The 23,265-nt window shown below is 53.4% G+C and carries 19 protein-coding genes and 1 tRNA gene; 11 read left to right on the top strand and 9 right to left on the bottom strand.

Features of this window, described 5'->3' with window-relative positions; translation table 11 throughout:
* Nucleotides 1-207 precede the first annotated feature (207 nt).
* Nucleotides 208-1,272 (top strand): ABC transporter substrate-binding protein, encoded by a 1,065-nt coding sequence (locus tag MKY96_RS18270; RefSeq protein WP_340942162.1) that lies wholly within the window; start codon nucleotides 208-210, stop codon nucleotides 1,270-1,272.
* 43 nt (nucleotides 1,273-1,315) lie between these two features.
* On the opposite strand, the gene MKY96_RS18265 is transcribed toward MKY96_RS18270, so the two are convergent.
* The 4 genes from MKY96_RS18265 to MKY96_RS18250 are packed head-to-tail and all read right to left on the bottom strand — an operon-like array spanning nucleotide 1,316 to nucleotide 5,155.
* On the bottom strand, nucleotides 1,316-2,332 hold the full coding sequence (locus tag MKY96_RS18265; RefSeq protein ID WP_340942160.1) for an ABC transporter ATP-binding protein: 1,017 nt from the start codon (nucleotides 2,330-2,332) through the stop codon (nucleotides 1,316-1,318).
* A complete protein-coding gene (locus tag MKY96_RS18260; RefSeq protein WP_340942159.1) occupies nucleotides 2,332-3,114 on the bottom strand; it encodes an ABC transporter permease in 783 nt (260 codons plus the stop codon). The genes MKY96_RS18265 and MKY96_RS18260 overlap by 1 nt, the downstream gene beginning before the upstream one ends.
* A gap of 29 nt (nucleotides 3,115-3,143) precedes the next feature.
* A complete protein-coding gene (locus tag MKY96_RS18255) occupies nucleotides 3,144-3,962 on the bottom strand; it encodes an ABC transporter permease (protein ID WP_340942157.1) in 819 nt (272 codons plus the stop codon).
* On the bottom strand, nucleotides 3,962-5,155 hold the full coding sequence (locus tag MKY96_RS18250) for a serine hydrolase domain-containing protein (protein WP_340942156.1): 1,194 nt from the start codon (nucleotides 5,153-5,155) through the stop codon (nucleotides 3,962-3,964). Before MKY96_RS18250 ends, MKY96_RS18255 begins: the two co-directional genes overlap by 1 nt.
* Nucleotides 5,156-5,375: 220 nt before the next feature.
* Between MKY96_RS18250 and MKY96_RS18245 the strand changes: the two genes are divergently transcribed.
* The 3 genes from MKY96_RS18245 to MKY96_RS18235 all read left to right on the top strand — a co-directional run bounded on the left by MKY96_RS18245 (nucleotide 5,376) and on the right by MKY96_RS18235 (nucleotide 9,028).
* Entirely contained in the window at nucleotides 5,376-6,683 is a 1,308-nt protein-coding gene (locus MKY96_RS18245; protein ID WP_340942155.1) for an APC family permease, read from the top strand.
* Between the two features lie 145 nt (nucleotides 6,684-6,828).
* Nucleotides 6,829-6,901 (top strand) — tRNA-Lys (locus tag MKY96_RS18240).
* A 459-nt stretch (nucleotides 6,902-7,360) separates the two neighbouring features.
* Nucleotides 7,361-9,028, top strand: coding sequence for a DUF6138 family protein (locus MKY96_RS18235; RefSeq protein ID WP_340944625.1), 1,668 nt, complete (start codon nucleotides 7,361-7,363; stop codon nucleotides 9,026-9,028).
* Between the two features lie 92 nt (nucleotides 9,029-9,120).
* On the opposite strand, the gene MKY96_RS18230 is transcribed toward MKY96_RS18235, so the two are convergent.
* Nucleotides 9,121-9,474, bottom strand: coding sequence for a VOC family protein (locus tag MKY96_RS18230; protein WP_340942154.1), 354 nt, complete (start codon nucleotides 9,472-9,474; stop codon nucleotides 9,121-9,123).
* 99 nt (nucleotides 9,475-9,573) lie between these two features.
* Between MKY96_RS18230 and MKY96_RS18225 the strand changes: the two genes are divergently transcribed.
* From MKY96_RS18225 to MKY96_RS18215, 3 genes are all read left to right on the top strand, one after another.
* A complete protein-coding gene (locus MKY96_RS18225; protein ID WP_340942152.1) occupies nucleotides 9,574-9,939 on the top strand; it encodes a DUF4180 domain-containing protein in 366 nt (121 codons plus the stop codon).
* 132 nt (nucleotides 9,940-10,071) lie between these two features.
* Entirely contained in the window at nucleotides 10,072-13,002 is a 2,931-nt protein-coding gene (locus tag MKY96_RS18220) for an insulinase family protein (RefSeq protein WP_340942151.1), read from the top strand.
* A gap of 161 nt (nucleotides 13,003-13,163) precedes the next feature.
* The gene (locus MKY96_RS18215; protein WP_340942149.1) at nucleotides 13,164-14,213 is read left to right on the top strand and encodes an LLM class flavin-dependent oxidoreductase; all 1,050 of its coding nucleotides are present in this window, start codon (nucleotides 13,164-13,166) and stop codon (nucleotides 14,211-14,213) included.
* 103 nt (nucleotides 14,214-14,316) lie between these two features.
* Here the strand turns inward: MKY96_RS18215 and MKY96_RS18210 are convergent, their stop codons facing one another.
* On the bottom strand, nucleotides 14,317-15,204 hold the full coding sequence (locus MKY96_RS18210) for a fructose bisphosphate aldolase (protein WP_340942147.1): 888 nt from the start codon (nucleotides 15,202-15,204) through the stop codon (nucleotides 14,317-14,319).
* Nucleotides 15,205-15,378: 174 nt separating this feature from the next.
* On the opposite strand from MKY96_RS18210, the gene MKY96_RS18205 reads away from it, so the two are divergent.
* Together MKY96_RS18205 and MKY96_RS18200 are read left to right on the top strand one after the other, a co-directional pair.
* Nucleotides 15,379-16,026, top strand: a complete 648-nt coding sequence (locus MKY96_RS18205; protein WP_340942146.1) for a hypothetical protein — start codon at nucleotides 15,379-15,381, stop codon at nucleotides 16,024-16,026.
* Between the two features lie 307 nt (nucleotides 16,027-16,333).
* Entirely contained in the window at nucleotides 16,334-17,575 is a 1,242-nt protein-coding gene (locus MKY96_RS18200; protein ID WP_340942145.1) for an RICIN domain-containing protein, read from the top strand.
* Between the two features lie 100 nt (nucleotides 17,576-17,675).
* Here the strand turns inward: MKY96_RS18200 and MKY96_RS18195 are convergent, their stop codons facing one another.
* Both MKY96_RS18195 and MKY96_RS18190 read right to left on the bottom strand, forming a co-directional pair.
* Complete coding sequence (locus MKY96_RS18195) at nucleotides 17,676-19,196, bottom strand: DUF4179 domain-containing protein (protein ID WP_340942144.1); 1,521 nt, start codon at nucleotides 19,194-19,196, stop codon at nucleotides 17,676-17,678.
* Between the two features lie 20 nt (nucleotides 19,197-19,216).
* The gene (locus tag MKY96_RS18190) at nucleotides 19,217-19,711 is read right to left on the bottom strand and encodes a sigma-70 family RNA polymerase sigma factor (protein WP_340942143.1); all 495 of its coding nucleotides are present in this window, start codon (nucleotides 19,709-19,711) and stop codon (nucleotides 19,217-19,219) included.
* Between the two features lie 231 nt (nucleotides 19,712-19,942).
* On the opposite strand from MKY96_RS18190, the gene MKY96_RS18185 reads away from it, so the two are divergent.
* Nucleotides 19,943-20,329, top strand: coding sequence for an iron chaperone (locus MKY96_RS18185; protein ID WP_340942141.1), 387 nt, complete (start codon nucleotides 19,943-19,945; stop codon nucleotides 20,327-20,329).
* A 144-nt stretch (nucleotides 20,330-20,473) separates the two neighbouring features.
* Here MKY96_RS18185 and MKY96_RS18180 read toward each other — a convergent pair whose 3' ends face one another.
* The gene (locus MKY96_RS18180; protein WP_340942139.1) at nucleotides 20,474-22,165 is read right to left on the bottom strand and encodes a M3 family oligoendopeptidase; all 1,692 of its coding nucleotides are present in this window, start codon (nucleotides 22,163-22,165) and stop codon (nucleotides 20,474-20,476) included.
* 385 nt (nucleotides 22,166-22,550) lie between these two features.
* Between MKY96_RS18180 and MKY96_RS18175 the strand changes: the two genes are divergently transcribed.
* Nucleotides 22,551-22,826: a CD3324 family protein gene (locus MKY96_RS18175; protein ID WP_209874583.1), complete on the top strand. Its 276-nt coding sequence runs from the start codon at nucleotides 22,551-22,553 to the stop codon at nucleotides 22,824-22,826.
* The last annotated feature ends 439 nt before the right edge of the window (nucleotides 22,827-23,265 follow it).

Here is a 23,265-nt window from a genome sequence, read left to right as displayed (position 1 = left end):
TCTGCCAGATACATGGCAGCGCTAGTACGCAGCGGGAGGGTCTTTTTTAATATAAGGCACACTGAGAACGATTGTCAATGATAATAATTCTCATTGACATGCTGTCCAACTTTCTATATTCTACGGAGGTATCCCCTGCAAGGCTATGGGCTTAATGCCATACCCGCAGGATCAATAACATACATACAGAAAAGGGGACTTAAGAGAATGAAGAAAATATTCAAACGATATGTACCGCTGCTGGCGGTTCTGGTGATGGCGGTTATGCTGGCGGCTTGTTCTTCCGCTACAGGCAATGAGAAGGACGCGGCGGCAACGGCTGCACCTGCATCGGCCAGTCCTGCACCGGCGGAGACTGCACAGGCTGCGAAGACTGTATATCCGCTCACGATAGAAAACCATACGAATAATGGGGAAGGCACCGAATGGACGGCTAAAGCGCAGACCTTCGATAAGGCTCCCGAGAAGGTAGTAGCGAATACCCAAGGTGCGGCGGAGCTGCTGATTAAGCTGGGGCTTACCGACAAAATGGTCGGGGTTGCGGCTCTCTACGGTGCAGGCGATCCGGCGGTTCAGGAAGAGTTCAAGAAGATTCCTGTCATTTCCCAGGACTATGCCAGTAAAGAGCTGGTTGTAGGAGCAAGTCCAGATCTGGTGATGGGTCGCGGTGGCCTGTTCGCAGATGCGGATTGGGGAGTCGGGACGGTAGGCGGACTCAATGAGCTGGGCATCAAGACCTTCGTGCAGAGCACCAGTCTGCAAGGGGCAACGCTTGACAGCCTGTACAAGGATATTGAACAGCTTGGCCAGATCTTTGATGTGCAGGAGAAGGCAACTGCATACATTGCAGAGCTGAAGGAGCGTGCAGCGAAGCTGAAGGAAGGGGCAGCAGCAGGAGGGAAGACCTTTGCTTACGTCTCTGACGGGGGCAACGGCGCGATCGCCGTCTATAGCGGGAACGTGGATACTTTTGCGGGAGATGTGCTGGGACTGCTTGGACTGACCAACAGCTACGCGGATGTGACCGGTGAGATCAGCAAGGAGCAATTGATCGCGACCAACCCGGATGTCCTGCTGATCTCGGTGTACACAGGCGGTATTGATGCTGACCAGTCGATACAGGCGTTCTATGCCGATCCGTCACTGCAGAGTCTGAAGGCGATCCAGAACAAAGCGATCTATAAGATTGACTTCAACCAGTTCTGGGGCTACAGCTATTCCATCTTTGACGGGGCGGAGAAGCTTGCGTCTGAGCTTCCTGCTGCGAAGTAAGCCGGAGCTAATATTAATCTGTCAAAAAAAGCAGCCTGAGCTGTCACTCCAACGGGTGACGGTTCAGGCTGCTTTTGGCATTCTCATAGATATTCATAACCACCTGCTGGATCGGCAACTCCTTGACGGAAATATCCGAGAAGGCATGCTTCCGGGAGATATTCTCCAGGAAATCGCTGATGGAGATCCGGGCGGTGTCTACCTCAAGCGTAATCTGTAAGTCGGAGGGGCGTTCCATAACCTTGGTCCAGTCGTTGTCGAAAAGGGTGTCCCGCACAGACTCGTTAAACGTAAAGCTCACGCGCTTCTTCTCTCCGAGGAACAGCTTCAGCCGCTGCAGCGAGTCATCAAACACCTTCTCGCCGTGGTTAATGACAATCACCCGGTGGGCTAACTCCTCTACATCCTCCAGATCATGGGTGGTGAGAATACAGGTCATGTTCTGCTGCTTGTTCATCTGGCGGATGAACTCACGGATTTTGAGCTTGGCGATCACATCCAGCCCGATGGTCGGCTCATCCAGGAACAGGATGTCCGGCCGGTGCAGCATTGCCATGACGAATTCGCATTTCATGCGTTCGCCAAGCGACAGCACCCGGGTGGGCTTCTCCATCACTCCAGCGATATCCAGCAGCGTTGCCAGCTCGTCTAGACGGTTGCTGAAATCCGTGGCCGAGATACCGTAGATTGCTTTGTTCATCTTGAAGCTGTCGATGGGCGGGATATCCCAGATGAGCTGGGATTTCTGGCCGAAGACGGCCCCGATGGTGCGGACATAATGCTTCCGGTCCCGGGCCGGGGAATAACCGAGTACTTCGATCTCCCCGCTGGTCGGGTAGAGGGCGCCGCAGAGCATTTTGATCGCAGTGGATTTGCCTGCCCCGTTCGGACCCAGCATCCCGCAGATTTCGCCTTGCTCGATGGCGAAGCTGATATCGTTCACGGCCTGGACAGAGACGGCTTCACGCCGGAAAAAGCTCGTGAAGGTCTGCTTCATGCCTGCGCCCCGCTTATAGGTGGTATAGGACTTCGTTAAATGCTTGACATCAATCACCGGCATCAGCCGCCAACCCCCTCATATAATCTGATTATGTGCCGGTATACCCAAATGCCTGCCCAGAGAAAGACAAAGCAGGGCAGAATAGCGATGAAATCACCGGCCTGTACCCGGCCAAGCAGTGCGGAGGCCGGGAGGTAGCCGACCATCCCCACGGGAATGATCAGCGTAGCTGCCGCCTGCACCGCCTTCGGGAAGATCGGAAGCGGATATTTGCCGACATGCAGCACACTGTCCGCCAGCTCGGAAATCCGCGAATTACCGACCCATTTGAAGGACATCGCCGCCATCATCAGCGATAATCCGGCGAGTACAGCCGTCCCGGCCAGGAACATTCCGGCGAATTGCAGCCAGGCGAGGGCGGAGATAGCGCCAATATGCATAGCTGAGAAGATGAATAATGCAGCCCCGCCAAGGAATAATCCGACACTCTCTACAGAGAAGGTAGTGGCTACAATGTAGAACAGCGGATTCAGCGGCCTCAGCAGAATGACCTCGAAGCTCCCCTCCCGCACATGCGACATCGTTGTCCATAACAATCCTCCGAAGACGAGACTGGAGAGACCGCTGGACATGGTGAATATAGACTGGATCAACAGCACCTCGTATAAGCTCCAGCCGGGAAAGCTGGTGCCCGCCCGGTAGATTAACAGCGTCACCAGCGGAAACAGAATGTTGCCGATGAGTGTAATCAGACTGCTGACGATGAAGTTCATCCGGTAGGCCGAAGCCGTCTGGATAGCAGAGTACATGCACTGCTTGTATACATCCACATATTTTTTCATAACAGGACCGTTCCTTTCCCTCCGGGTATTCATGCGCCGACCGCCGTGAACTGCTTCATGGCCCGGCGGCGGACGAGCTCATTGCAGCCGAACATCACTAGCACAGCAGCGGCCTGCATACCTACGGCTTCGGGAAGGGATAGCTCAAGACCGCCAAGTGAATAATGCCCGGTGAACACCATGGCAGGCATATAAGCAATGTACTGAAAAGGCAGGAACAGCTGAGTGACCTGAAGCCAGTGCGGGAAGAAATCAAGCGGAATCAGCGCCCCCGAGAAAATACCCGACACGAGCAGGAAGGCGCTGCGAATCCCGCCGGATTGCACCAGCCAGAAGGAGGTCAGGCCAATCGTATAATTGACATAGAAATTCATGAGAAAGGCAAGCAGCACAGACACCAATGTCCAAGGGAGGCTTGCCGGCCGCATATCGATCCCGAAGATGAAGATAAAGATCAGGAGACACGGCAGGAACTCAAACAAGAAGCCAAGCATCCGGTGCCCCAGCTTCTGGAACAAGGCGAAGGAACGGTGATCCACCGGACGCAGATGGAAGGTCAGGAATTTGCCGGTGCGGACCAGCATCGACAGGTTCCAGTCGGCGAAATCCATAATCAGATACCCGATCAGCGCCGTGGCCCCGAAATAGCGGATCATCTGCTGGAGATCAAGCCCGCCGAGCGTAGTCTGCCCGCCATAGACTGCGGTCCAGATGAAATATTGCACCATGAAATACACCGGGCCGACAATAACAGAGACCAAGGAATGGGTGCGGTAGGCACTCCATTCCTTGTAGGTAACCTCTGCAACGGCCCGGCATATGAGCCAGTTATGCCTGAGACGGTTCATTACATCAGTCCTGACCAGATCACATTGGTTACATTGAACAGGGCTTCCGCATGCCAGTTATCATCCGTGAAGGGCACGAACCATACCGCGGTGAGCTGCTCCACCGGATCGATTACCATACAGCAGGCGCCGGCACCTTCATGAAAATAACTGCCTTCGGAATAGAGAAATGCGGGGCCTCTCCGCATATCCAGCCCAATGCCGTAGCTCCGGTCTTTGACATTGTTGCCCCAGCAGTAATCAGGCGTGCCATAGAGCGTGCGGGTGGTGAGCTTCTCAACGGCTTTACGGCCCACAATGCGGGTGCCGTCCATGGTACCCATGCCGAGCAGCATATTGGCGAAGCGGATAAGGTCGGCCGGGGTAGAGGAGAGTCCTCCCCCTGTACTGGATACGTTGTCCCACAGCTTCTCACCTGGCGGAATTTCAGCAGGGTTCTCCGCGATCAGGTCATGGAGCTGCTTTTCTTTGCGTTCATTTCTGATAATGAAGCGCTTCGCCAATTCGGGAGTCGGCTCCCACCGGGTATCATTCATACCAAGCGGCTTCAGAATCTGCTCCTCTATGTACTGTTCAGCGGACATGCCTGTAACCTTCTTAATGATCTCACCAAGAATACAGAAGCCGAAGGAGCAGTATTGCCATTCCTCACCGACCGGTTTGTTGATCCCGCAGCTCAGTGCAGCTGTGATCCAGTCTAGCTCCCCGTCCTCCGGATTGTACTTGTCGAAATATTCGCCAATCAGCTGCCAGTAGGACTTATGATAAGGAATCATGCTGCTGGCGCAGTCCGGGAACAGGCCGGAGGTATGAGTCAGCAGGCTATAGATGTCGATTTTATTGAACGGATCTGCGTTAAACGGTTCCAGAAAGGCACCAACGGGAAGGTCAAACCGGAGAATGCCGTCCTCCACGAGCTTGGCAATAGCCACCGAGGTAACCGCTTTGGTAATGGAAGCAATCTGATGAACCGATGTCGGCAGCAGCGGGTCCGCAGGGTCTTGACGGTAGGAACGGGGACCGATCGCGCCGTGCATGAACGTCTTGCCGTATCTGGATACGCAGTACGCCGCAGCCTGAATCTTATGGTCGTCGATCAGTTGCTGGAAGTGGGTATGCAATATCCCGATTCTTGTAGCGTCATAATTCACCTCTGCCGGTGAGCAGTCGGTAATGCCTGGAGTGTACAGCATAAAGATAAATGCCTCCTCGAAGGATAGTGGCGCTGAGCGAACCAGCTATGCCCAGGGAAATGCGCCCAGGCTTCAGTATATCTTCCATATAGTGTTAGTTACAATGGGAAGTTTGGTTTATAACCAATTTCTCCGGCTCAAAAAGAGGGGTGAACAGGACAAATAGAGAAATAAAAGCATGATAAATATTTCACAGAACGGAAGGACAATGAATCGCATCATGACAACAAAGCCGTTAACCAAAAGTATTACGTTCCTGCAAGCCCTGGCCCTGGTGGTCGGGATGATTATCGGATCGGGGATTTTTTTGAAGCCCGGAATTGTATTGGACAATGCGGGCAGCCCGTGGCTCAGTATTCTTGCCTGGGGCGTTGGAGGGATCATTACCCTGGCTTCGGCGCTGAGCGTGGCGGAGATTGCAGCCGCCATTCCGAAGTCGGGAGGTCTATATACTTATTTAAGTGAATTGTACGGCGGGGTATTCGGATATCTGCTTGGCTGGGTGCAGGCGGTGATTTCCTACCCCGCTTCTGTGGCGGCGCTGGCTATTGCTTTTGCAACCTATTCCGGTTACTTCCTGCCGCTGAATGCATGGCAGCAAAAGCTGCTTGCAGTAGGCATTCTGGCCTTCATTCTGCTGATGAATGTCATCGCGACGAAGTTCGGCGGGATCATTCAGACGGTGGCCACGGTCGGGAAGCTGATTCCGGTAGCGGGCATTGTGGGCGTCGGGCTGTTCTCGGATCTGGCTCCCGGCTTCGGCGGCATCGGTACAGCGGCAGCGGGTGCAGGCTTTGGGGCTGCGGTGCTCGGCACACTCTGGGCCTATGACGGCTGGATCAGCGTGACCAATATGGCGGGAGAGATCAGTGACCCGGCCAGGACGCTGCCGAAAGTCATTTCGATCGGTGTTGTTTTTGTCATCGCCGTATATGTGTTGTTCAATATTGCGGTGTTCCAGGCGCTGCCCTATGACCAGATTGTGTCGTCCCCGACCCCGGGAGCCGATGCGGCTGAAGCGCTGTTCGGCAGCGGCGGCGGAGCCTTTATTACGGCAGGCATTATCGTCTCCGTGCTGGGTGCGCTGAACGGTTATCTCATGACCGCAGCACGGGTGCCGCAGGCGATGGGGGAGCGGGGACAGCTTCCGTTCTCGCGGGTGCTGAGCAGCATTCATCCGAAGTTCCAGACACCGGCGAATGCGCTTGTTTTTCAGAGTGTGCTGGCGGTAGTCTACATCTTCTCGGGAACCTTCAATACGCTGACGGATCTGCTGGTGTTTGTCCTGTGGATCTTCTTCACGATGGGCGTGTTCGGCGTATTCATTCTGCGCAGGAAGCTGCCGCACGAGCAGGGCCGCTACCGTGTGCCGCTCTATCCGTTCACCCCGATTCTTGGCGTAGCAGGGGGGCTCTATATTCTGGCCAGCACGATCATCAGTGATCCGCTGCGCTCGCTTATAGGGATTGGCATCACGCTGGCCGGACTCCCCGTGTATGTGCTGATGAAGCGGAAGAATCGCGTGTAGACAGCTGTTCATAGCCAGGAGTGAGAAAGTTTTAATAAAACAGTTGACAGCGCCCGTTCAAAAAAGTATACTATGAAAGTACTTTTGAGCGGACGCAGTCAGCTTAGAGATCATCGTCTAGAAGAATTATACATAGACACCATACGGACTCTTAGCTCAGTTGGTAGAGCAGTAGACTCTTAATCTATTTGTCCAGGGTTCGAGCCCCTGAGAGTCCATCCCTTAAGAAACGGCAGAGATGCCGTTTTTTTGCTGTTTTGGATAAGTGGCGCGCAGGTATGGTGGCCCGGATGAGGTACACAAGTGCACCTGAATCGCCCGAACGCGGGCTAAGCGAGCGGATGTGGGGTGTCGCAAAAGCAGATACTCTACGGGTGGAAATAAATCCCGTACTCCATCTTAAAAGCTTAAATTGTAAGAAAGGAGCGATTCTCCGTTATTCGTGGATCGCTCCTTTGCGTTTTATGTTCCTCCACCTGCTTGCTTCAGCAGGTTGTGGAGCGAGAGCCAACCAGCCCCTAGCGTCACTTTTTCAAAATCGCGAAATTACTGATTGCATGTTCATATAAAAACGGCTTGATTTCCCTCATATCGTTTGTCGCAGCCAAGATGATGGGTAATAGATAAAATGTACAAAACCATACATAACCCTTAAGAGGTGATACGGATTGACGGAAATGAATCAGCTTCACACATTAGCGGCGGAGATCATGGCTGCTGTGGCGGAATGGCTGCAGGAGAGTGAGGAGGAGAAGGGGAAAGCGATCCAGGAAGCGGTTAACCGCACTTCGCTGCAGGCCGGCATCCATGACTTGGTTTATATGCAGGTGGAGCAAGGGGAATTTAAGCTGTCTACCTGGATCAGCGACTATGGCTCGCCGGAATTTGAACGGCCCATCCATCCGCCGGACCCGCCCATTACCCGGCAGCAAGCCGAGACAGTGTTGATTCCGTTGCTGGCGGAGGGAATTGGTGGAATACTGCAAGGCTATGCGGACAATCCTCTGATAGATTATCATCTTCAGGTAAGCCTTGAGCTTGATGATTTTGGGATTCTTCCGGTTCTGCATACGATTAATGAGCGCAAACGCGGTCTGCTGCTGGAGCGCATCCAAACGTATATCGCCAAGCTGGAGAATCATGCTTACCCAACCGATCCGCTGGAAAGCTTCTTTTTGGCGCAGCACCTGGTTGATCCGCTGCTGTTCCCGGAGCTTAATTCCGCTTTTGTGTTGCGCATCTATGAACTGGTGATGGAACGCAATCGGGACAATCCGGCCAAGCTGAAGGAGCACCGCGGCAACTTTATCCGCGCTTTTACCGTGTGGGTAGAGGAAGAATTTCTGCCGGCCTATTATCATCGGATCAAGCCCAAGTGGGGAGTGGTGGAATATACGCTTAAAGCGGATGTGGATAAGGCGTCGATCGATCAAGAGCATCTGGAACTTGTGCTGCAAACGGCCATCTTGATCATCAAATACGAACCGAACTACAGCCGGCAGAGAGGACTCGATTTGCTGGCTCGTTTGCAGGAACTGGGTTATGCGAAGGCGGCGCGGGTGATCAAGGAGGGCAGCGGCACGCTCCCTGCCGATGCAATTCACTATAAGGATCAGCAGCTTGAGTGCCAGGCACATGATGTGTTCTCCACGATCACCATTCGCATCAAAGAAGAGTGTGCGGACAGCTACGGCAAAGGGCTGGATTATATCTCGAACCTGCACACGCTGGGATTCTTCCGCAGCTACCAAATCAAGCTGAAATCTTCGGTTAAGCAGGCAGTGGACGTTCCCGGTCTGGCCAAATCGCAAACACACCGTTTTTTTGCCAACGCGTTGCAATACGAGGAACTGTATCCCAAGCTTGAGGCATACGCAAGGCTGGCGATGGTCGAATTTGAGTGGTATGAGGATACCGAGGGGGAGAAAAATTGTATGCCCGGCACCTATGCTGTGTTTGGCCTTGGGCTAACGGACCCGCGCTATTATCCGCTGGTACAGGAATATATGAAGGTGGTGGACAGTGAGCATCAATCGGTGCAAGCGGCCTTCACTGCGGCTTTTATCCACCGGTTCGGTGTTGATGAAGCCAGCCTGCCGACGATAACGGCTTGTCTGCTCGCCTGCGAGGATGGCAAGTTCACCAAGCATGGACCGGCATTTGAAACAGCAAGCAATCTGCAAGCGCTCGCCGGGATTCTGGCAACCCTTGAGCCGTACGAGGCCCGTCATATTGTCGAATTGGTCTGGGGAAGCACAGCGAAGCTGGAGAAGAAAGCGAAAGCGGCAAAAGGCGAGCTTACGGAAGGCTTCGCGCGGGTGCGCGATGCAGTGAACCAACAATAATCAGAACAGAGGAGAAGGATGATGACGACACGACTTTAAGTACACACCCGCTTCTCCACGTCCGTACGTTACTTTATCCCATCCGAACGCCGCTACATATGCTCCGCAAGCTGGACCTCAAAGCCGTCGGGGTCCAGGATATAGAAGAAGCGCAGGCTGGAATTCGGCGCGATGGGGCCGCGGGCTACCGGGATTCCTTCCTTGCTAAGCTCCGCCATAGCCTCGTCCAGCGACCTGACCTCGAACCCTACAGACACTCCGCACTCCGGCTTCACCGGCGGGTCACTTCCTTCTATTAACTCAAGCTTGGGCTGCCCCTCTATCCCCAGCATGACGATCTGCTTCCCTCTGCTCTCGAATCTGCGCTCCACCGGAAGCCCTAGAATTCTGTGATAGAAATCAAGGGAAGCCTCCAGATTGCGTACCCTGAGTGTAATCCAATTCATCGTGAGCTCCATCATGATCCATCCTTTGTTGTATATTTCAATTGCTGCTAAGATAAGCTATCCGCATATTTTAACATATTCGATCAGGAGGTTATAACCATGAACATAACAACTATTGAAGCAGGAGGCACAACCATCGCTGTTGTGAGCGGCAACGAGGCCGTGGTGGGGGATGTCCAGAGCGCACTGGATCTTATGGCAACGGTCCGCTATGAGACGGACTGCGACCGGATCGTGATCCATAAGGCGCTGCTGAGCGAGGAGTTCTTCGACCTCAAGACCCGACTGGCCGGTGAGATTCTGCAGAAGTTCATTAATTATCAGGTGAAGGCTGCAATAGTCGGGGACTTCAGTGGCTATACCAGCCGCAGTATGCGCGATTTCATCTATGAATGCAACCAGGGGAAGGATATATTTTTCGTAGCGGATGAACAGCAGGCGGTTGAGCGGCTCATCCGGGTCTAGATTCTCGCAGCGTTAGAGCTAAGGGCTTGCAACGTTAGCCTGGTCCTCTATGCAGCTCATACTGGAACCGGAAACCCCGGATATGATAAGCTCATGGAATCAGGGCAGCCCTGAACCAAGGAGGGAAAAGTTATGAGCAGCTTAATAGCAGGTGAAGTTTATTCCGGGTTTGAAGTCATACGTAAGGAGTACATACGGGAAATCGAATCCTCCGTATACACGCTGGAGCATCAGCAGAGCGGCGCACGGCTGCTCTATGTACAGAATCAGGATGACAATAAGGTGTTCAGTGTCACGTTCCGGACTCCGCCTGCGGACAGCACGGGAGTGTTTCATATTCTGGAGCATTCGGTCCTCTGCGGCTCCGGCAAATTCCCGGTGAAGGAACCGTTCGTGGAGCTGCTGAAGGGCTCGATGAAGACGTTCCTGAACGCTTTTACCTTTGGCGACAAAACGATGTATCCGGTAGCCAGCCAGAATGACCAGGATTTTGCCAATCTGATGGAGGTCTATCTGGACAGCGTCTTTCAGCCGAATATTTACAGTCAGCCGGAGATCTTCGAGCAGGAGGGCTGGCATTATGAGCTCCCGCACTCCGGGGATGAGCTGATCTACAAGGGCGTTGTCTATAATGAGATGAAGGGCTCGTACTCCTCGCCGGTGACGGTGCTGATTGACCGGATCAAAAAATCGCTCTACCCGGGTACGATCTACCGTCACTCCTCCGGCGGTGATCCGCAGCATATCCCTGCCTTGACCTATGAGCAGTTTCTGGAGGCGCACCGGAATTATTATCACCCCTCGAACAGTTATTTCTATCTCTATGGCGATCTGAATATCGAGGCACGGCTGCAGTTTATCCATGAGGAATACCTCAGCCGCTATACCCGCAAGTCTATGGATACTTCGATTGCACTACAGGCACCGACCGGCATGACCCAGCTTACGGCGGAGTATCCCATTCTGGAGACGGAAACGGCTGCCGACAAGACATACTTGAGCCTGAATTATGTAATGGGCACCTCTGTGGACCGGGAGCTGAATCTGGCCTTTGCCATTCTGAAAAGCATGCTGATGGACAGCAACGCCGCCCCGCTGAAGCAAGCGCTGCTGGAGAGCGGCCTTGGCAAGGATGTGGTTGCCTTTTATTCGGATAGCATGGCTCAGCCTATGCTGGGTATTGCCTTGACGCATTCCAACCCCGGTGCCAAGGAAGAATTCGTGAATCTCGTCAGAGCTACCTTAAGCCGCCTGGCGGCGGAAGGACTGGATGAGAAGCTGGTGCTGGCTGCGGTGAACAGCAAGGAATTTGAACTGCGGGAAGCCGATTTCAGCCAATATCCGAAGGGTCTCACCTACAACATGGAAGTGATGAAGGCCTGGCTGTATGACGGCTTGCCGTCCACCTATCTGGAGTACGAAGCGGCGATTACGGCGATCCGTGAGCAAAGTGGCGAGCGGTATTTCGAGCGCCTGATTGAGACCTACCTGCTGAACAGTAACCACTGCAGTGTCGTTGTCCTCCAGCCCTCTCAGACTCTGGCGCGGGAAAAGGATGCGGCGGTCCGCAGCCGTCTGGCGTCATACAAAGCGTCTTTGGACCCGGCACAGCTGGATGAGCTGGTGCTTAGCACGCAGAAGCTGCTGGCCCGGCAGAACACTCCAGACCCCGCAGAGGAGCTGGAGAAGCTGCCGAAGCTGACCTTGCAGGACATTAACCCTGTCGCCCCGGCCGGGGTACCCACAGTGGAGGTTGCGCTGGACGGGATTAAGGTGCTCCATCATGAAGTGGCTGCCGGGGCCATCGCCTATATCAAGCTGTACTGGGACACCAGCGTGCTTGCCGCGCAGCAGTTTCCTTATCTGGAGCTGCTGGCGAGAGTGCTTGGACAGCTGGAGACGGAAGCCTACAGTATCGAGGAGCTGACCAGTGAGATCGGGATTACGACCGGGGGCATCCGTTTTCAGAATGAGGTGTTCGGAGCCGGGAAGTCTGGGGAAGGAAGCTATCAGGCCAAGTTCAGCGCACGGATCAAGGTCATGCAGGGCAACATCGGCGGTTCCCTGAAGCTGCTGCATGAGCTGCTCTACGGCAGCAATCTGGATAACCTGTCCAAGCTGCAGGAGATTGTCCGCCGGGAAGCCTCCGGGATGGAAGCGATGCTGACCCAGAAAGGCAATGAGATTGCAGCCAGCCGGGTGCTGTCCTACTTCTCGGACCGGGGGATGTACGAGGAGCAGCTTGGCGGCGTGGCGTATTACCGCTTCATCAAGGAGCTTGCCCGCACCATTGACCAGCAGGCTGAGGGACTTGCGGATACCTTGAAGGAAATCTGCGGGCTGTTGTTCAATACGCAGAATCTGACGCTCTCGCTCACTGGTACGGCGGATTCGTATGCGGAATTCGCCGCACATGTGCAGGAGCTGGACCTGAGCAGACGGGTAGTAGAGTCTGAGCCGCTCTTATCAGCACAGGGGCAGGCGGTCAACGAAGGCTTCATGTCCGCGAGCCAGGTGCAGTACGTAGTCAAAGGCTATGACTACAAGAAGCTGGGCTTCGCCTATTCCGGCAAGCTGCAGGTGCTCAAGAAGATCCTCAGCCTAACCTACCTGTGGAATACGGTCCGGGTCAAGGGCGGTGCGTATGGCGGCAATCTGCTCCTGCGCCGCGACGGGGTAATCCTGTTCACTTCCTACCGCGACCCGAATCTGCTGGAGACGCTGGAGGTCTATGACCGGGCCTCTCAGTTTGCCGGAGAATATTCGGCAGATGAAGCGGAGATGGAGAGGGCGATTATCGGGACTCTGGCCATGCTGGACCAGCCGCTGAGTCCCGGCGCTGCAGGCCGTCAGGCGGACCGGCATTATTTCGAGCAGATTACGGCGGAAGACCTTCAGCAGGAGCGTAATGAAATCTTGTCGGCCACAGCCGCGGATATCAGGAGCTATGCCAGTCTGCTTGAGACGGTAACGCAGCAGAATTACTTCTGTGTAGTCGGAGGCGAATCCAAGCTGAAATCAGCCTCCGGTGCCTTTGGCAGTCTGGAGGAGCTGGTGAAATAAGCGGAAGCGGCTACGATTAACCAGCTAACACACAATTGGGTGCCTCAGGAGCTGTTGACACAGCCGGGGCACCCTGTTTGCTGTGGCTTGATAATTTCTTTGAATATTCACCTATTTAGTTTTAGAATATAAAGATTACTGACTTCTAGGAGGAACAATACGTGGAACTTGGAATAAGCACCTTTGTCGAGACAACACCTGATGTGAATACCGGAGTGACGCTAAGCCATGCGGAGCGGCTGCGCGAAGTGGTAGAGGAGATCGTGCTTGCGGATCAGGTGGGACTGGATGTATACGGCGTGGGTGAGCATCACCGGCCTGATTTTGCAGCTTCATCGCCTGCTGTGCTGATGGCGGCCGCTGTACCGCTGACGACCCGGATCCGCCTGACCAGTGCGGTCATGATTCTGTCCTCAGCCGATCCGGTACGGGTATTTCAGGATTTCGCAACACTGGACGGAATATCGGGCGGCCGTGCCGAGATCATGGTGGGCCGGGGATCGTTCACCGAGTCGTTTCCTCTATTCGGCTATGATCTGAAGGACTACGAAGAGCTGTTCGACGAGAAGCTGGACCTGCTGCTCAAGCTGCGGGAGCCCGGCAAGGTGAGCTGGAGCGGCAAGCACCGCCCGGCTATAACGAATCTGGAGATCTATCCGCGTCCGGAGCAGAATCCGCTGCCGATATGGATTGCGAGTGCGGGAACTCCGGAGTCTGCGGTCCGTGCGGGTACCCTGGGTCTGCCCTTTGCACTGGCGATTATCGGCAATGTGAACCCTTCCGATTATGCCATGCATGTACGGCTCTACAAGGAGGCAGCAGCCAAGGCTGGTCATGATGTGTCCAAGCTTCCGATTGCCTCACACTCTCATGGTTATGTTGCGGAGACGGACGAGCTTGCGGTAGAGGGCTTCTTCCCGTCCACACATGCGCGGACGAATATCCGGGCGGTGGAGAAAGGGCTGCCTTCGTATCAACGTGCGGATTACGATGCTGCCCGCAGCTTTGACGGTGCTCTATATGTGGGCGACCCGGACACAGTTGCCCGCAAAATCATCCACCTCTACGAGCATGTAGGGATCACCCGCTTCCTGCTGCATGTCCCGCACGGCTCCATGCCGCATGCTCAGGTAATGCAGGCCATCCGTCTCTTCGGGACAGAGGTAGCGCCTAGAGTGCGGGAGGGAATTAAGCGGTTGAAGCAAGCCTAACTGCCGTTACGAGCTTAGACAACAGTGAACAGCCCCCGTGCCTTATGGCCCGGGGGCTTAAGTCTGCCAATCTATGAAACCAGAGAACAGGCAGCCAGAGGGCTTAAGTAATCGAAGCCTCATAGATGGCCTGGATCGACGCAGCGAGGGTGCTGTTAAATTCCTCTTCCGTCTGCTGATCGCTGAGACCCTGGGACAAAGCGCGGGAGAAGCTGGCAATCACTCCATGCTGCCGGGCCAGCTTCTCGTTGGCTTCAGCCTGGGTATACCCTCCTGAGAGGGCTACGATCCGAACCACATGGGGATCTGCGGCGAGCTCGCTGTATAAATTATCCTCCGTCGGGATCGACAGCTTGAGCATGACCTTCACGCCATCTGCTAGCTCAGACAAGCGGGTGGCCAGTTCACGCTTCAGCAATTGCTCTGACGCCTGCTTGTCCTTACTGAGGATGTCTACTTCCGGTTCAATAATCGGAACGAGTCCGCAGGCGGCGATCTGCCGGGCCAGCTCGAACTGCTGTTCCACTACCTGCCGGATACCCTCCGGGTTCGCCTCATGGATCACGGAGCGCATTTTGGTGCCGAAGATATGCTTGCTGACTGCCCTCTTCAGCAGGTCATCGAGGGCCGTAATAGGCTTCATGAGCTGGACTCCGTGCTGAGGAGCGGCCAGTCCCTGGTCAATTTTGAGAAAAGGCACGACGCCCTTCTGCTCCCACAGGTAATCCGCGGTATATTGCCCGTCTATGAGACGGTCCATCGTGTTCTCGAACAGAATTGCGCCGAGAATATGCTCGCCTGTAAAGGCAGGACTCTGAATAATGCGTGTTCTCATGCTGTGAACCATGGTATACATCTCTTCGTCTCCGGAATAACGGTCTTCCTTAATACCGTATTGCAGCAGCGCTTTGGGGGTGCTTCCTCCGCTCTGATCCAGAGCAGCTATAAAGCCTTGGCCAGTGTGAATCCGGTCCAATTGTTCAGTATTCATGGTTAGGTTCATTCCCTTCTGCAAAATGAGATGGTTAGTGTACCCTGTCTAGTATAGCACTTGCACATAAGGACATACATGCGGGTCCGGCAGAGCTTTCCATTTGAGTTGAGAGATATGGTATGTTACCTTGTTCAATAGGATGGTATGATAGAAAGTGGGGTGAATTTAATTATGACAAACGAAACAACCAATGAGACCACGAATGAGCCGGTCAACGGTGAGGCGGAAGCTGCCGAGCAGGCCATGACCGAAGAGAACTGGAATGAGCTGCTCAAGGCTGTTTTTCATAACGGCATTGTAGCGCTCAAAATGAGCTTCAGCGATGTGGAAGGACAGGTGCTGAACCTGGACAACTACGGCCCGGTATATGTATTCCGTGTGAAGGATAAAGATAACGCTGATTATTACTGCGGCTTCTTCCTTCGTGAGCTGGCTGCCCGGTTCCAGTCCGGCAACAGTCCGGAGATCTGGATGGCTTCCTTCTTCCACGAGCTGATGAAGACCAAGGGAGGCAACTCCATGCCTAAGCCGCTCGCCAGTGAAGAGGAAGCCAAGGCCGCTGTCGATAATGTGCTGGTTCCGATGTGTATCGCCGCTGTAACGGAGGAGTTCGCACCGGAGCAGGTGCATGCCGGACTGGCCTGGAACGAGGAGCATGGACCGGTCTTTGAAGCAGGCTTCCCTGCAATTACGGACGGAAATAACGTATGCGCTATCCCGCTCCATCTGTTACTGACCCATCTGCAGCTTAACCGTGATCCTTCGGAGCTGCTCGTGCAAGGGATGTACAAGATCCGCGAAGAGCACGGACTCGAGTAGTACGGCAATCAAGGTATTATCTTTGCAAAAGCATGAACCGCCTCCGTTGGAGAGCGGTTTTTTGCTGTGGCTGGGCTTGATGAGGCAGTGTCTTCCGAAAGGACGCCCCTTACTTTCCGCCGGGTTCGCTGAATTGTCAAATTTCTGGTTCTTCCGGGAAGCAAAAACGATATATATGGGATGTAGCAGAAGAAGGCGCTGCCAATATCCATATCCGAAACCGGTTGGGTAAGGTTTCAACTGCACGAACGTACGCGTGCATTGAAATAAGGCTGGCAATTTTGAAAGGCAAAAGAGGAGGACGAAGATGGTTAGAAGAGGTAAAGTCTTAAGCTTGTTCATGCTGTTCACGTTATTAATCGCACTGGTCCCTGCGGGGAGTGCAAGCGCAGCAACCTGGAATCTGGCCTGGAGCGATGAGTTCGACGGCTCCTCGCTGAACACCGCCAACTGGACGGCTGAGACGGGCACAGGCAGCGGCGGCTGGGGCAACAATGAACTGCAATACTATACGAACCGTTCACAGAACCTGAAGGTAACCGGCGGGAACTTGGTCATCACGGCGCAGAAAGAATCCTATGAAGGCATGAATTATACCTCGGCACGGATTAAGACACAGGGACTCAAGAATTTCACCTATGGCAAAATCGAAGCCAGAATCAAACTGCCTTCCGGCCAGGGATTATGGCCTGCGTTCTGGATGCTCGGCTCCAATATCAACACCCCGCCCGGCTGGCCGGCCTGCGGAGAGATCGATATTATGGAGCGGGTAAATAATAACGCTGCTGTCAACGGTACGGTGCACTGGGATGCAGGCGGCCATGCCGAATTCGGAAGGGTATCCGGTAATCTGGACTTCTCCCAATACCATGTATACAGTGTGGAATGGGATTCGAAGTACATCAGATGGTTCGTCGACGGCAACCAGTTCAATGAATTCTATATTGAGAACGGAACCGGCAATACGGAGGAATTCCAGAAGCCGTTCTTCCTGCTGCTGAACCTCGCGGTAGGCGGTAACTGGCCGGGCGCTCCGAACAGCTCCACCCCCTTCCCGGCGCAGATGCTTGTGGATTATGTACGGGTGTATCAGGCGGGTGCGCCTTCGACCGGCATTGTCAGCGGCGGGGTCTACACCTTAATGAACAAGGCAAGCGGCAAGGTAGTGGATGTGAAGGATGTGTCTACGGCAGACGGAGCGAAGCTGCATCAGTGGACCAATTATACCGCAGCCAATCAGCAATTCAGAGTGGAGAGTACAGGAGACGGCTTCTACAAGCTTACAGCGATGCATAGCGGCAAACTGCTGGATGTGCCGAATGCCTCCACGGCAAGCGGAGTCCAGCTTCAGCAGGCGAATGACAACGGCAGCAACGCCCAGCGGTGGAGCATCGTCGATGTGGGCGGCGGATATTACAAGCTGATCTCCAAAGCCAGCGGGCTGGCTATGGATGTCTCGAACTCCTCTACCGCAGACGGAGCGGTCGTGCAGCAATGGACAGATAACGGAACCGATGCGCAGAAGTGGCAGCTGACCAAGATTAATTAGGGCAGTGGAACGCTTATACTGCTGCAAAAGGGCTTAAGAAAGGGAGAAGCCCCGCAAGCCTGTCGGCTGGGCGGGGCTTCCTGCTGTTTGCGGCAAGCTTCTATTTCTTCGCAAACAGCTCAATACTGTGTGTCTCCACAATCGGATTCCAAATACGCTCTACCGATAGGGTAAGCGGCTGCGGATAATCTGCAGCTTGACTGTCAAAAGATAAACTGATCTCACTGGTTCCCGTACCATCTCTAGAGATCATGGTGCCGCCGAAGTCGATTAGTGGCGTTTCCCGATTCGTTCTATTATGCACCTGGCCGTTCGCATCGGTGAATTTGTCAGCCAGTTGTGCGCCGATGTTCTCCGCCTGTACCGCCCCTTGCGAATCGGTGAAATAAGACAGATGGGTCACCTTACGCCGGAGCAGAATCTCTGCGGCTGTTGCATGATGTTCTTCCTTGGATGTGACCATTTCCCAATCGTTTGCCGGTGCTTCAATCACTTGCTGCTTGTTCAGATCGACCACAAATTTCATACGGTCCGGCTCCAGCGCCGAGATCCCGGCAATCTTCAGCGTGGTGGAGTCCGGCTGGTTAAGCTCGGTATACCTGAACACCAGCGTGGCCTGCGAGGTGTCTTTGTACACCTCGGAATTATCGGCCGTGATTCTGCCCGGATAAACTAATTTCTCGGTTTGACTCCCGGTTGTTGCGGTCAGAACAGGATTCAGCAGGCTGAAAATCTGTTTGGTGTTTGCCTTGTCATACTCCAGATCGACATAAGTATTGAACGGAGTATATTGTACTTGGCGCACTTTGATCTTTTGCCCGTCCACGGTAAGCGTGCGATTCACAGGCAGCGTGTGCTCCTGGTCTTTGAACCTGTGCGGATCAAGCCCGAACGATACCTCAAGGCCGGTCCGATACTTGCTGCTGCTGGAAGCGAGTGCTTGGTCGGATGTTCCAGTGAGAATTAAAGTGAACTTCACCTCCTTGGAATCAGGGATGGAAGCCGGATAATTAGTGGAATAAATAAAATCTTTGCTCCCGCCGGGTTGAATCCGGGAGTCGCCATCGTACGCCATTTCCAAGGCCGCACCTCGATGTGGATATGGAACCTCGAAATCACCGAATTGAATTTTCGTATCCGCAGTAACAACTTCTTGATCCGTACCGTTGTGCACATTGAATAGGATATACACTTTACGGCCATCCGTGACCGCGCCTTCCACATCTATACGGTATCCTTTGTTGGTTGCGCTTTGACGGACCGGTTGGAACAGATTTCGTTCCAGGATGTCGCCAACCACCCGGTTCGTTAATGGCTGCTTGCGATAGTCCGCAAAATCATTCCAGCTTTTGGTGCTGGCTGCCTGCACTGAACCGCTGAGGCCGGAATCGTCTATACCTCCAGATGGCAAGCCGATAGATGAGACAATCACAAAAATGGCTGCGGCCGCGGCTAATACGGCGCCGGCCCCATAGGAATAGAAACGCCGTTTGCTGCGTTTTTTCCCTTGCGTCATTCCACTGCGCATGGCATTATAAATTTTCAATTCCTGAATCTCCTCTGCATGAAGATGGACCTCATGGGCATCCTGTTTCAGGACACGCTCTTCTTTTTCCAACATTTCTGTCACCTCCGATTTGCTCACAGATATTTCCGCAACAGCCTAAGTCCTTCACGCAGCCAGGTTTTGACCGTGCCTTCGGGCTTATTCAGTACCTTGGCAATTTCAGTGGTCGTCATATCCTGGTAATACTTGAGCATCACGGCATGCCGGTATTTCGGCTTGATCCGGCTCATCGCCCGCTCCAGATCGAGACGGTCGCTGCTCCTCATCTCCTGGGTCTCCTTCTCATCCAGCTTCTCCGCCGGCACGACGCGTTTTTTACGCCTTAACTCATCCATGCAGCAGTTGATGGTAATCCGCAGCAGCCACGGTGTGAAGGCCTGCTCGTTCTTAAGCTGTTTGCGCTTCATCCAAGCCCGGCATGAGGCTTCCTGCACCGCTTCCAGGGCATCTGCTTCTGAGCGCAAATAGCTGTACGCGAGCGTATACAGTTTACGGTGCTCACTTGCAAGCCGCTCGAAGAATACCTCTTCATCCATCAGCGCCAGATCTGCTGTGTTGGCTTTGTTCATTGTCTTCCCCCCATTCACCATCCCCTCTTCCTTATTGTGTTGGTCTATGGAAGAAGTCGTCCTTTAAATATGTTTTCATAAGTAAGACGGAGCTAACCGGAAAAACGATTGATTTTTATTAAAACACATATCAGATTCCTTAGGAAATACACATTGAATTATGAGAAGCTGTGTGCTACATATAAGTTGGGTTGGCTTAGCGGGCATGCACCTAAAGGAGATGAAGCCGAAGTGGAAAAGAACAAAGTTACCTATGAAACGGTTGACCAATATATTGCGGACTTTGCACCGGAGGTCCAGGAGCTTCTGGAGAGCTTGCGTAAGGTCATTTCGGAAGCTGCGCCGGAGGCCGTGGAGAAGATCAGCTACCAGATGCCTACCTGGTTCCTGCATAAGAATCTGGTGCATTTTGCCGCCTTCAAGAACCATATCGGATTCTACCCGGCACCCAGCGGGATTGAAGTCTTCAAGGAAGAGCTGGCGCGTTACAAAGGAGCCAAGGGTTCGGTGCAGTTCCCCATTAATGAGCCGCTCCCCTATGATCTCATTGCCAGAATCGTCAAATTCAGAGTGGCAGAGAATCAGCAGCAGGCTGCAGAAAAGCGGAAGAAGAAATAAGAGAGCGTGCTCATGCCGATCCAACTCAAAATAAGGGGCTGTCCCGAAGCCATGAAGTGGCTACTTGGGACAACCCCTTATAGTTGATGCTGTGATTGATGGTGCATGGAAACTTAATTGTATCTGGTGTATGAATCCCAGTCCTTACAGTGCCTTATCGTCTATGCTGTTCAGCCAGCCCTCAATCTCTCCGATGACGGAGCCGATGCAGCCATCCTCGAACGGGGAGGTTAGTCCGGCAAGCTTCACCAGCTCCGTGAAGGAACGGCTGCCTCCGGCCTGGCAGAGCTTCAGGTAATCCGGCCAAGCCGAGGTGAAGTCCTCGTTCGAGCGTTTCCAGAACTGGAAGGCGCAGAGCTGGGCCAGGGTATAGTCGATATAGTAGAAAGGGGAACGGAAGATATGAGCCTGCTTGTGCCAGAAGCCGCCTTGTTCCAGATAAGCATTGCCGTCATAATCACGGTGCGGCAGGTATTTCCGTTCAATGTCCCGCCAAGCCTGTTTGCGTTCCTGCGGCGTAGCTTCCGGATGCTCGTACACAAAATGCTGGAATTCATCGACAGAGACGCCATAAGGAATGAACTCCAGACTGTCCGCCAGGTGGTTGAAGCGGTACTTGTCCGCCTCCTCCTTGAAGAACAGGTCCATCCATGGCCAGGCGAAGAACTCCATACTCATCGAATGAATCTCAGCGGCTTCGGAGGTCGGAAACGCATATTCAGGGACCTCCATATTCCGGCTGGAGTATACCTGGAAGGCGTGTCCGACCTCATGGGTTAGCACATCGATATCTCCGGAGGTTCCATTGAAGTTGGAAAAAATGAACGGAGCACGGTAGTCGCTGAAGAAGGTGCAGTAGCCGCCGAATTCCTTGCCTTTTTTGCTGACCAGATCCATCAGCCCGTTCTCCTGCATGAAGGTGAAGAATTCACCGGTCTGCGGGGACATCTCCTGGTACATCTTCGCACCATTCGCCACGATCCAGTCCGGGTCTCCCTTAGGGGTAGCGTTGCCGGAATTGAACTTAATACCCTCATCGTAAAATTTCAGCCCGTCCAGCTGAAGGCGTTCGCGCTGGCGCTGCTTCAGCTTCCCGGCAACCGGCACGATATGCTCATGCACCTGCTTGCGGAAGCCTGCTACCATCTCAGCATTATAATCGGTACGTCCCATCCGGTCATACCCGAGCTCCACGAAGCTCTTGTATCCCAGCTTGGCAGCGATTCCCGCCCGGACCTTCACCAGCTCGTCATAGATCCGGTCGAATTGTGGTTCATGCTCTGCCATGAAGGCATTACGGGCTTCGAATACGCCTTTGCGGACTTCACGGTCCGTGGAAGAATCGAACGGAATCAGCTGTGCCAGCGTGCGTTCTTCGCCCTGGAACAGGATTTTGGCGGACGCGATCAATTGGGAGTATTCGGAGGACAGCTTATTCTCCAGCTGCAGATCTTCAATGACTTCAGGGCTGAAGGTACGCAGTGAGATCTCGGCCAGGCTTAGGAGCTGTGTTCCCCATTCCTGCTCGAACTCGGCTCTATATTTGGAGTTGACGAGGGCTCTGTAATAATCCGTGATGTACTCCTGGATCACCGGTCCGGTCTCATCCATATAATCCTGCTCTGCCTTGTAGAATGCATCCTCCGTATCGATGGAGTGGCGGACACTCACGAGGGTCTCCATCGTATCGAAGCGGCTGCGCAGCTTATTGATTGCTGCCACGGCAGCCTTTTGCTCCTCCAGATTGCCTGTCTCCAGGTCCTTCAGCAGAGTGGTGAACTCCTGTTTGAATTGCTCCACATCCGGTCGTTCGTATACATATTCTGTGAATTTCATTTGCTGTATCGCATCCTTTCTTTACCATATAGATCTTATTATATAATCGGCGTCCGCAAAAAACTAATGTTCTTCCGGTAAACTTTGATTATAGCTAAACACTATACTCCTGGCACCGCGCACATCCGTTGTTGAACCAATATGGAAATTATTCTAGAATAGAGTTAATCTGCACCAATTATTAAATCCCGGGAGGTGATGACCCATGTTTCGGATGAGTCAGTATGTGAACGGCACGCTCCATGCAAAGCCTGTGAAATAACTAAGGCGAAAGCTTGGCATGGAGCGGATTCATATTCGCCTGAAGTATGTTTTAAGAAATACAGTTATTTATACACAGGCTTTGCCCTTAAAAGATTAATATATTTTAAGGAGCGAGCCAGATATGCAATGTATAAATGCAGCAAAGCTGTTGCCAGACCACCTGCTGAAGGAGATTCAGCAATATATTCAAGGGGAAGCCCTGTATATCCCAACCTGCAAGAGCAAACGCAGAAAATGGGGCGAAAGCTCAGGGGCAGCCGATTACTATAAAGTCCGCAATGCTGAGATCCGTAGCCGCTTCCAAGAAGGTGCAGAGTTGTACCAATTGTGCGAGCAATACGGCTTATCCATCGACAGCATCCGTAAAATTGTATATTCCAAGAACCCGCAGAGCTGAACTGCGGGTTCTTTGAGGTTGGGGAGGGCGTGGCTGCCCGGGAAAAGTGCCAAGCGGATGCCGTGTATGGTCAAGTGTGCATCGGTAATAGACAGTGGATGGTCAAGAGACATCAGCCAAGCTGCTATAGTTGAGTGCTGATCGGCTAAGGGTGCGATTTTCACAAAGGCTACGGACTGAGATTCCGCTATTGTGGATTTTCAGGACCAAGTGGAACTTTGGCGGACTGACAATCCGTTATTGCTGCTCAGACAGGCCGTTTGAGTGGTTTGTAAGGCGGATAGCGGAATCTCAGTCCGCGAACAAGCGAATAAGTAACAATTTCGGTAAAATAGCGGATTCTCAGTCCGCGCCATCAGGCTCGTGCGTCTCGTGTACCTCCGACATCAGTCTCCCGCACATCAGCTACCCCAAGCTCGTCATAAAAACTAATATTCCA

The organism is Paenibacillus sp. FSL R7-0302, from assembly GCF_038006885.1.
Taxonomy (GTDB): Bacteria; Bacillota; Bacilli; order Paenibacillales; family Paenibacillaceae; genus Paenibacillus_AQ.
Note: the sequence above shows the minus strand (reverse complement) of the source record. Positions and strands in the feature narration are given on the sequence as shown.

Coding starts and splice junctions, on each gene's coding strand:
- MKY96_RS18270 (WP_340942162.1), top strand. CDS start 208: ATGAAGAAAATATTCAAACGATATGTACCGCTGCTGGCGGTTCTGGTG.
- MKY96_RS18265 (WP_340942160.1), bottom strand. CDS start 2,332: ATGCCGGTGATTGATGTCAAGCATTTAACGAAGTCCTATACCACCTAT.
- MKY96_RS18260 (WP_340942159.1), bottom strand. CDS start 3,114: ATGAAAAAATATGTGGATGTATACAAGCAGTGCATGTACTCTGCTATC.
- MKY96_RS18255 (WP_340942157.1), bottom strand. CDS start 3,962: ATGAACCGTCTCAGGCATAACTGGCTCATATGCCGGGCCGTTGCAGAG.
- MKY96_RS18250 (WP_340942156.1), bottom strand. CDS start 5,155: ATGCTGTACACTCCAGGCATTACCGACTGCTCACCGGCAGAGGTGAAT.
- MKY96_RS18245 (WP_340942155.1), top strand. CDS start 5,376: ATGACAACAAAGCCGTTAACCAAAAGTATTACGTTCCTGCAAGCCCTG.
- MKY96_RS18235 (WP_340944625.1), top strand. CDS start 7,361: ATGAATCAGCTTCACACATTAGCGGCGGAGATCATGGCTGCTGTGGCG.
- MKY96_RS18230 (WP_340942154.1), bottom strand. CDS start 9,474: ATGAATTGGATTACACTCAGGGTACGCAATCTGGAGGCTTCCCTTGAT.
- MKY96_RS18225 (WP_340942152.1), top strand. CDS start 9,574: ATGAACATAACAACTATTGAAGCAGGAGGCACAACCATCGCTGTTGTG.
- MKY96_RS18220 (WP_340942151.1), top strand. CDS start 10,072: ATGAGCAGCTTAATAGCAGGTGAAGTTTATTCCGGGTTTGAAGTCATA.
- MKY96_RS18210 (WP_340942147.1), bottom strand. CDS start 15,204: ATGAATACTGAACAATTGGACCGGATTCACACTGGCCAAGGCTTTATA.
- MKY96_RS18205 (WP_340942146.1), top strand. CDS start 15,379: ATGACAAACGAAACAACCAATGAGACCACGAATGAGCCGGTCAACGGT.
- MKY96_RS18200 (WP_340942145.1), top strand. CDS start 16,334: ATGGTTAGAAGAGGTAAAGTCTTAAGCTTGTTCATGCTGTTCACGTTA.
- MKY96_RS18195 (WP_340942144.1), bottom strand. CDS start 19,196: ATGTTGGAAAAAGAAGAGCGTGTCCTGAAACAGGATGCCCATGAGGTC.
- MKY96_RS18190 (WP_340942143.1), bottom strand. CDS start 19,711: ATGAACAAAGCCAACACAGCAGATCTGGCGCTGATGGATGAAGAGGTA.
- MKY96_RS18180 (WP_340942139.1), bottom strand. CDS start 22,165: ATGAAATTCACAGAATATGTATACGAACGACCGGATGTGGAGCAATTC.
- MKY96_RS18175 (WP_209874583.1), top strand. CDS start 22,551: ATGCAATGTATAAATGCAGCAAAGCTGTTGCCAGACCACCTGCTGAAG.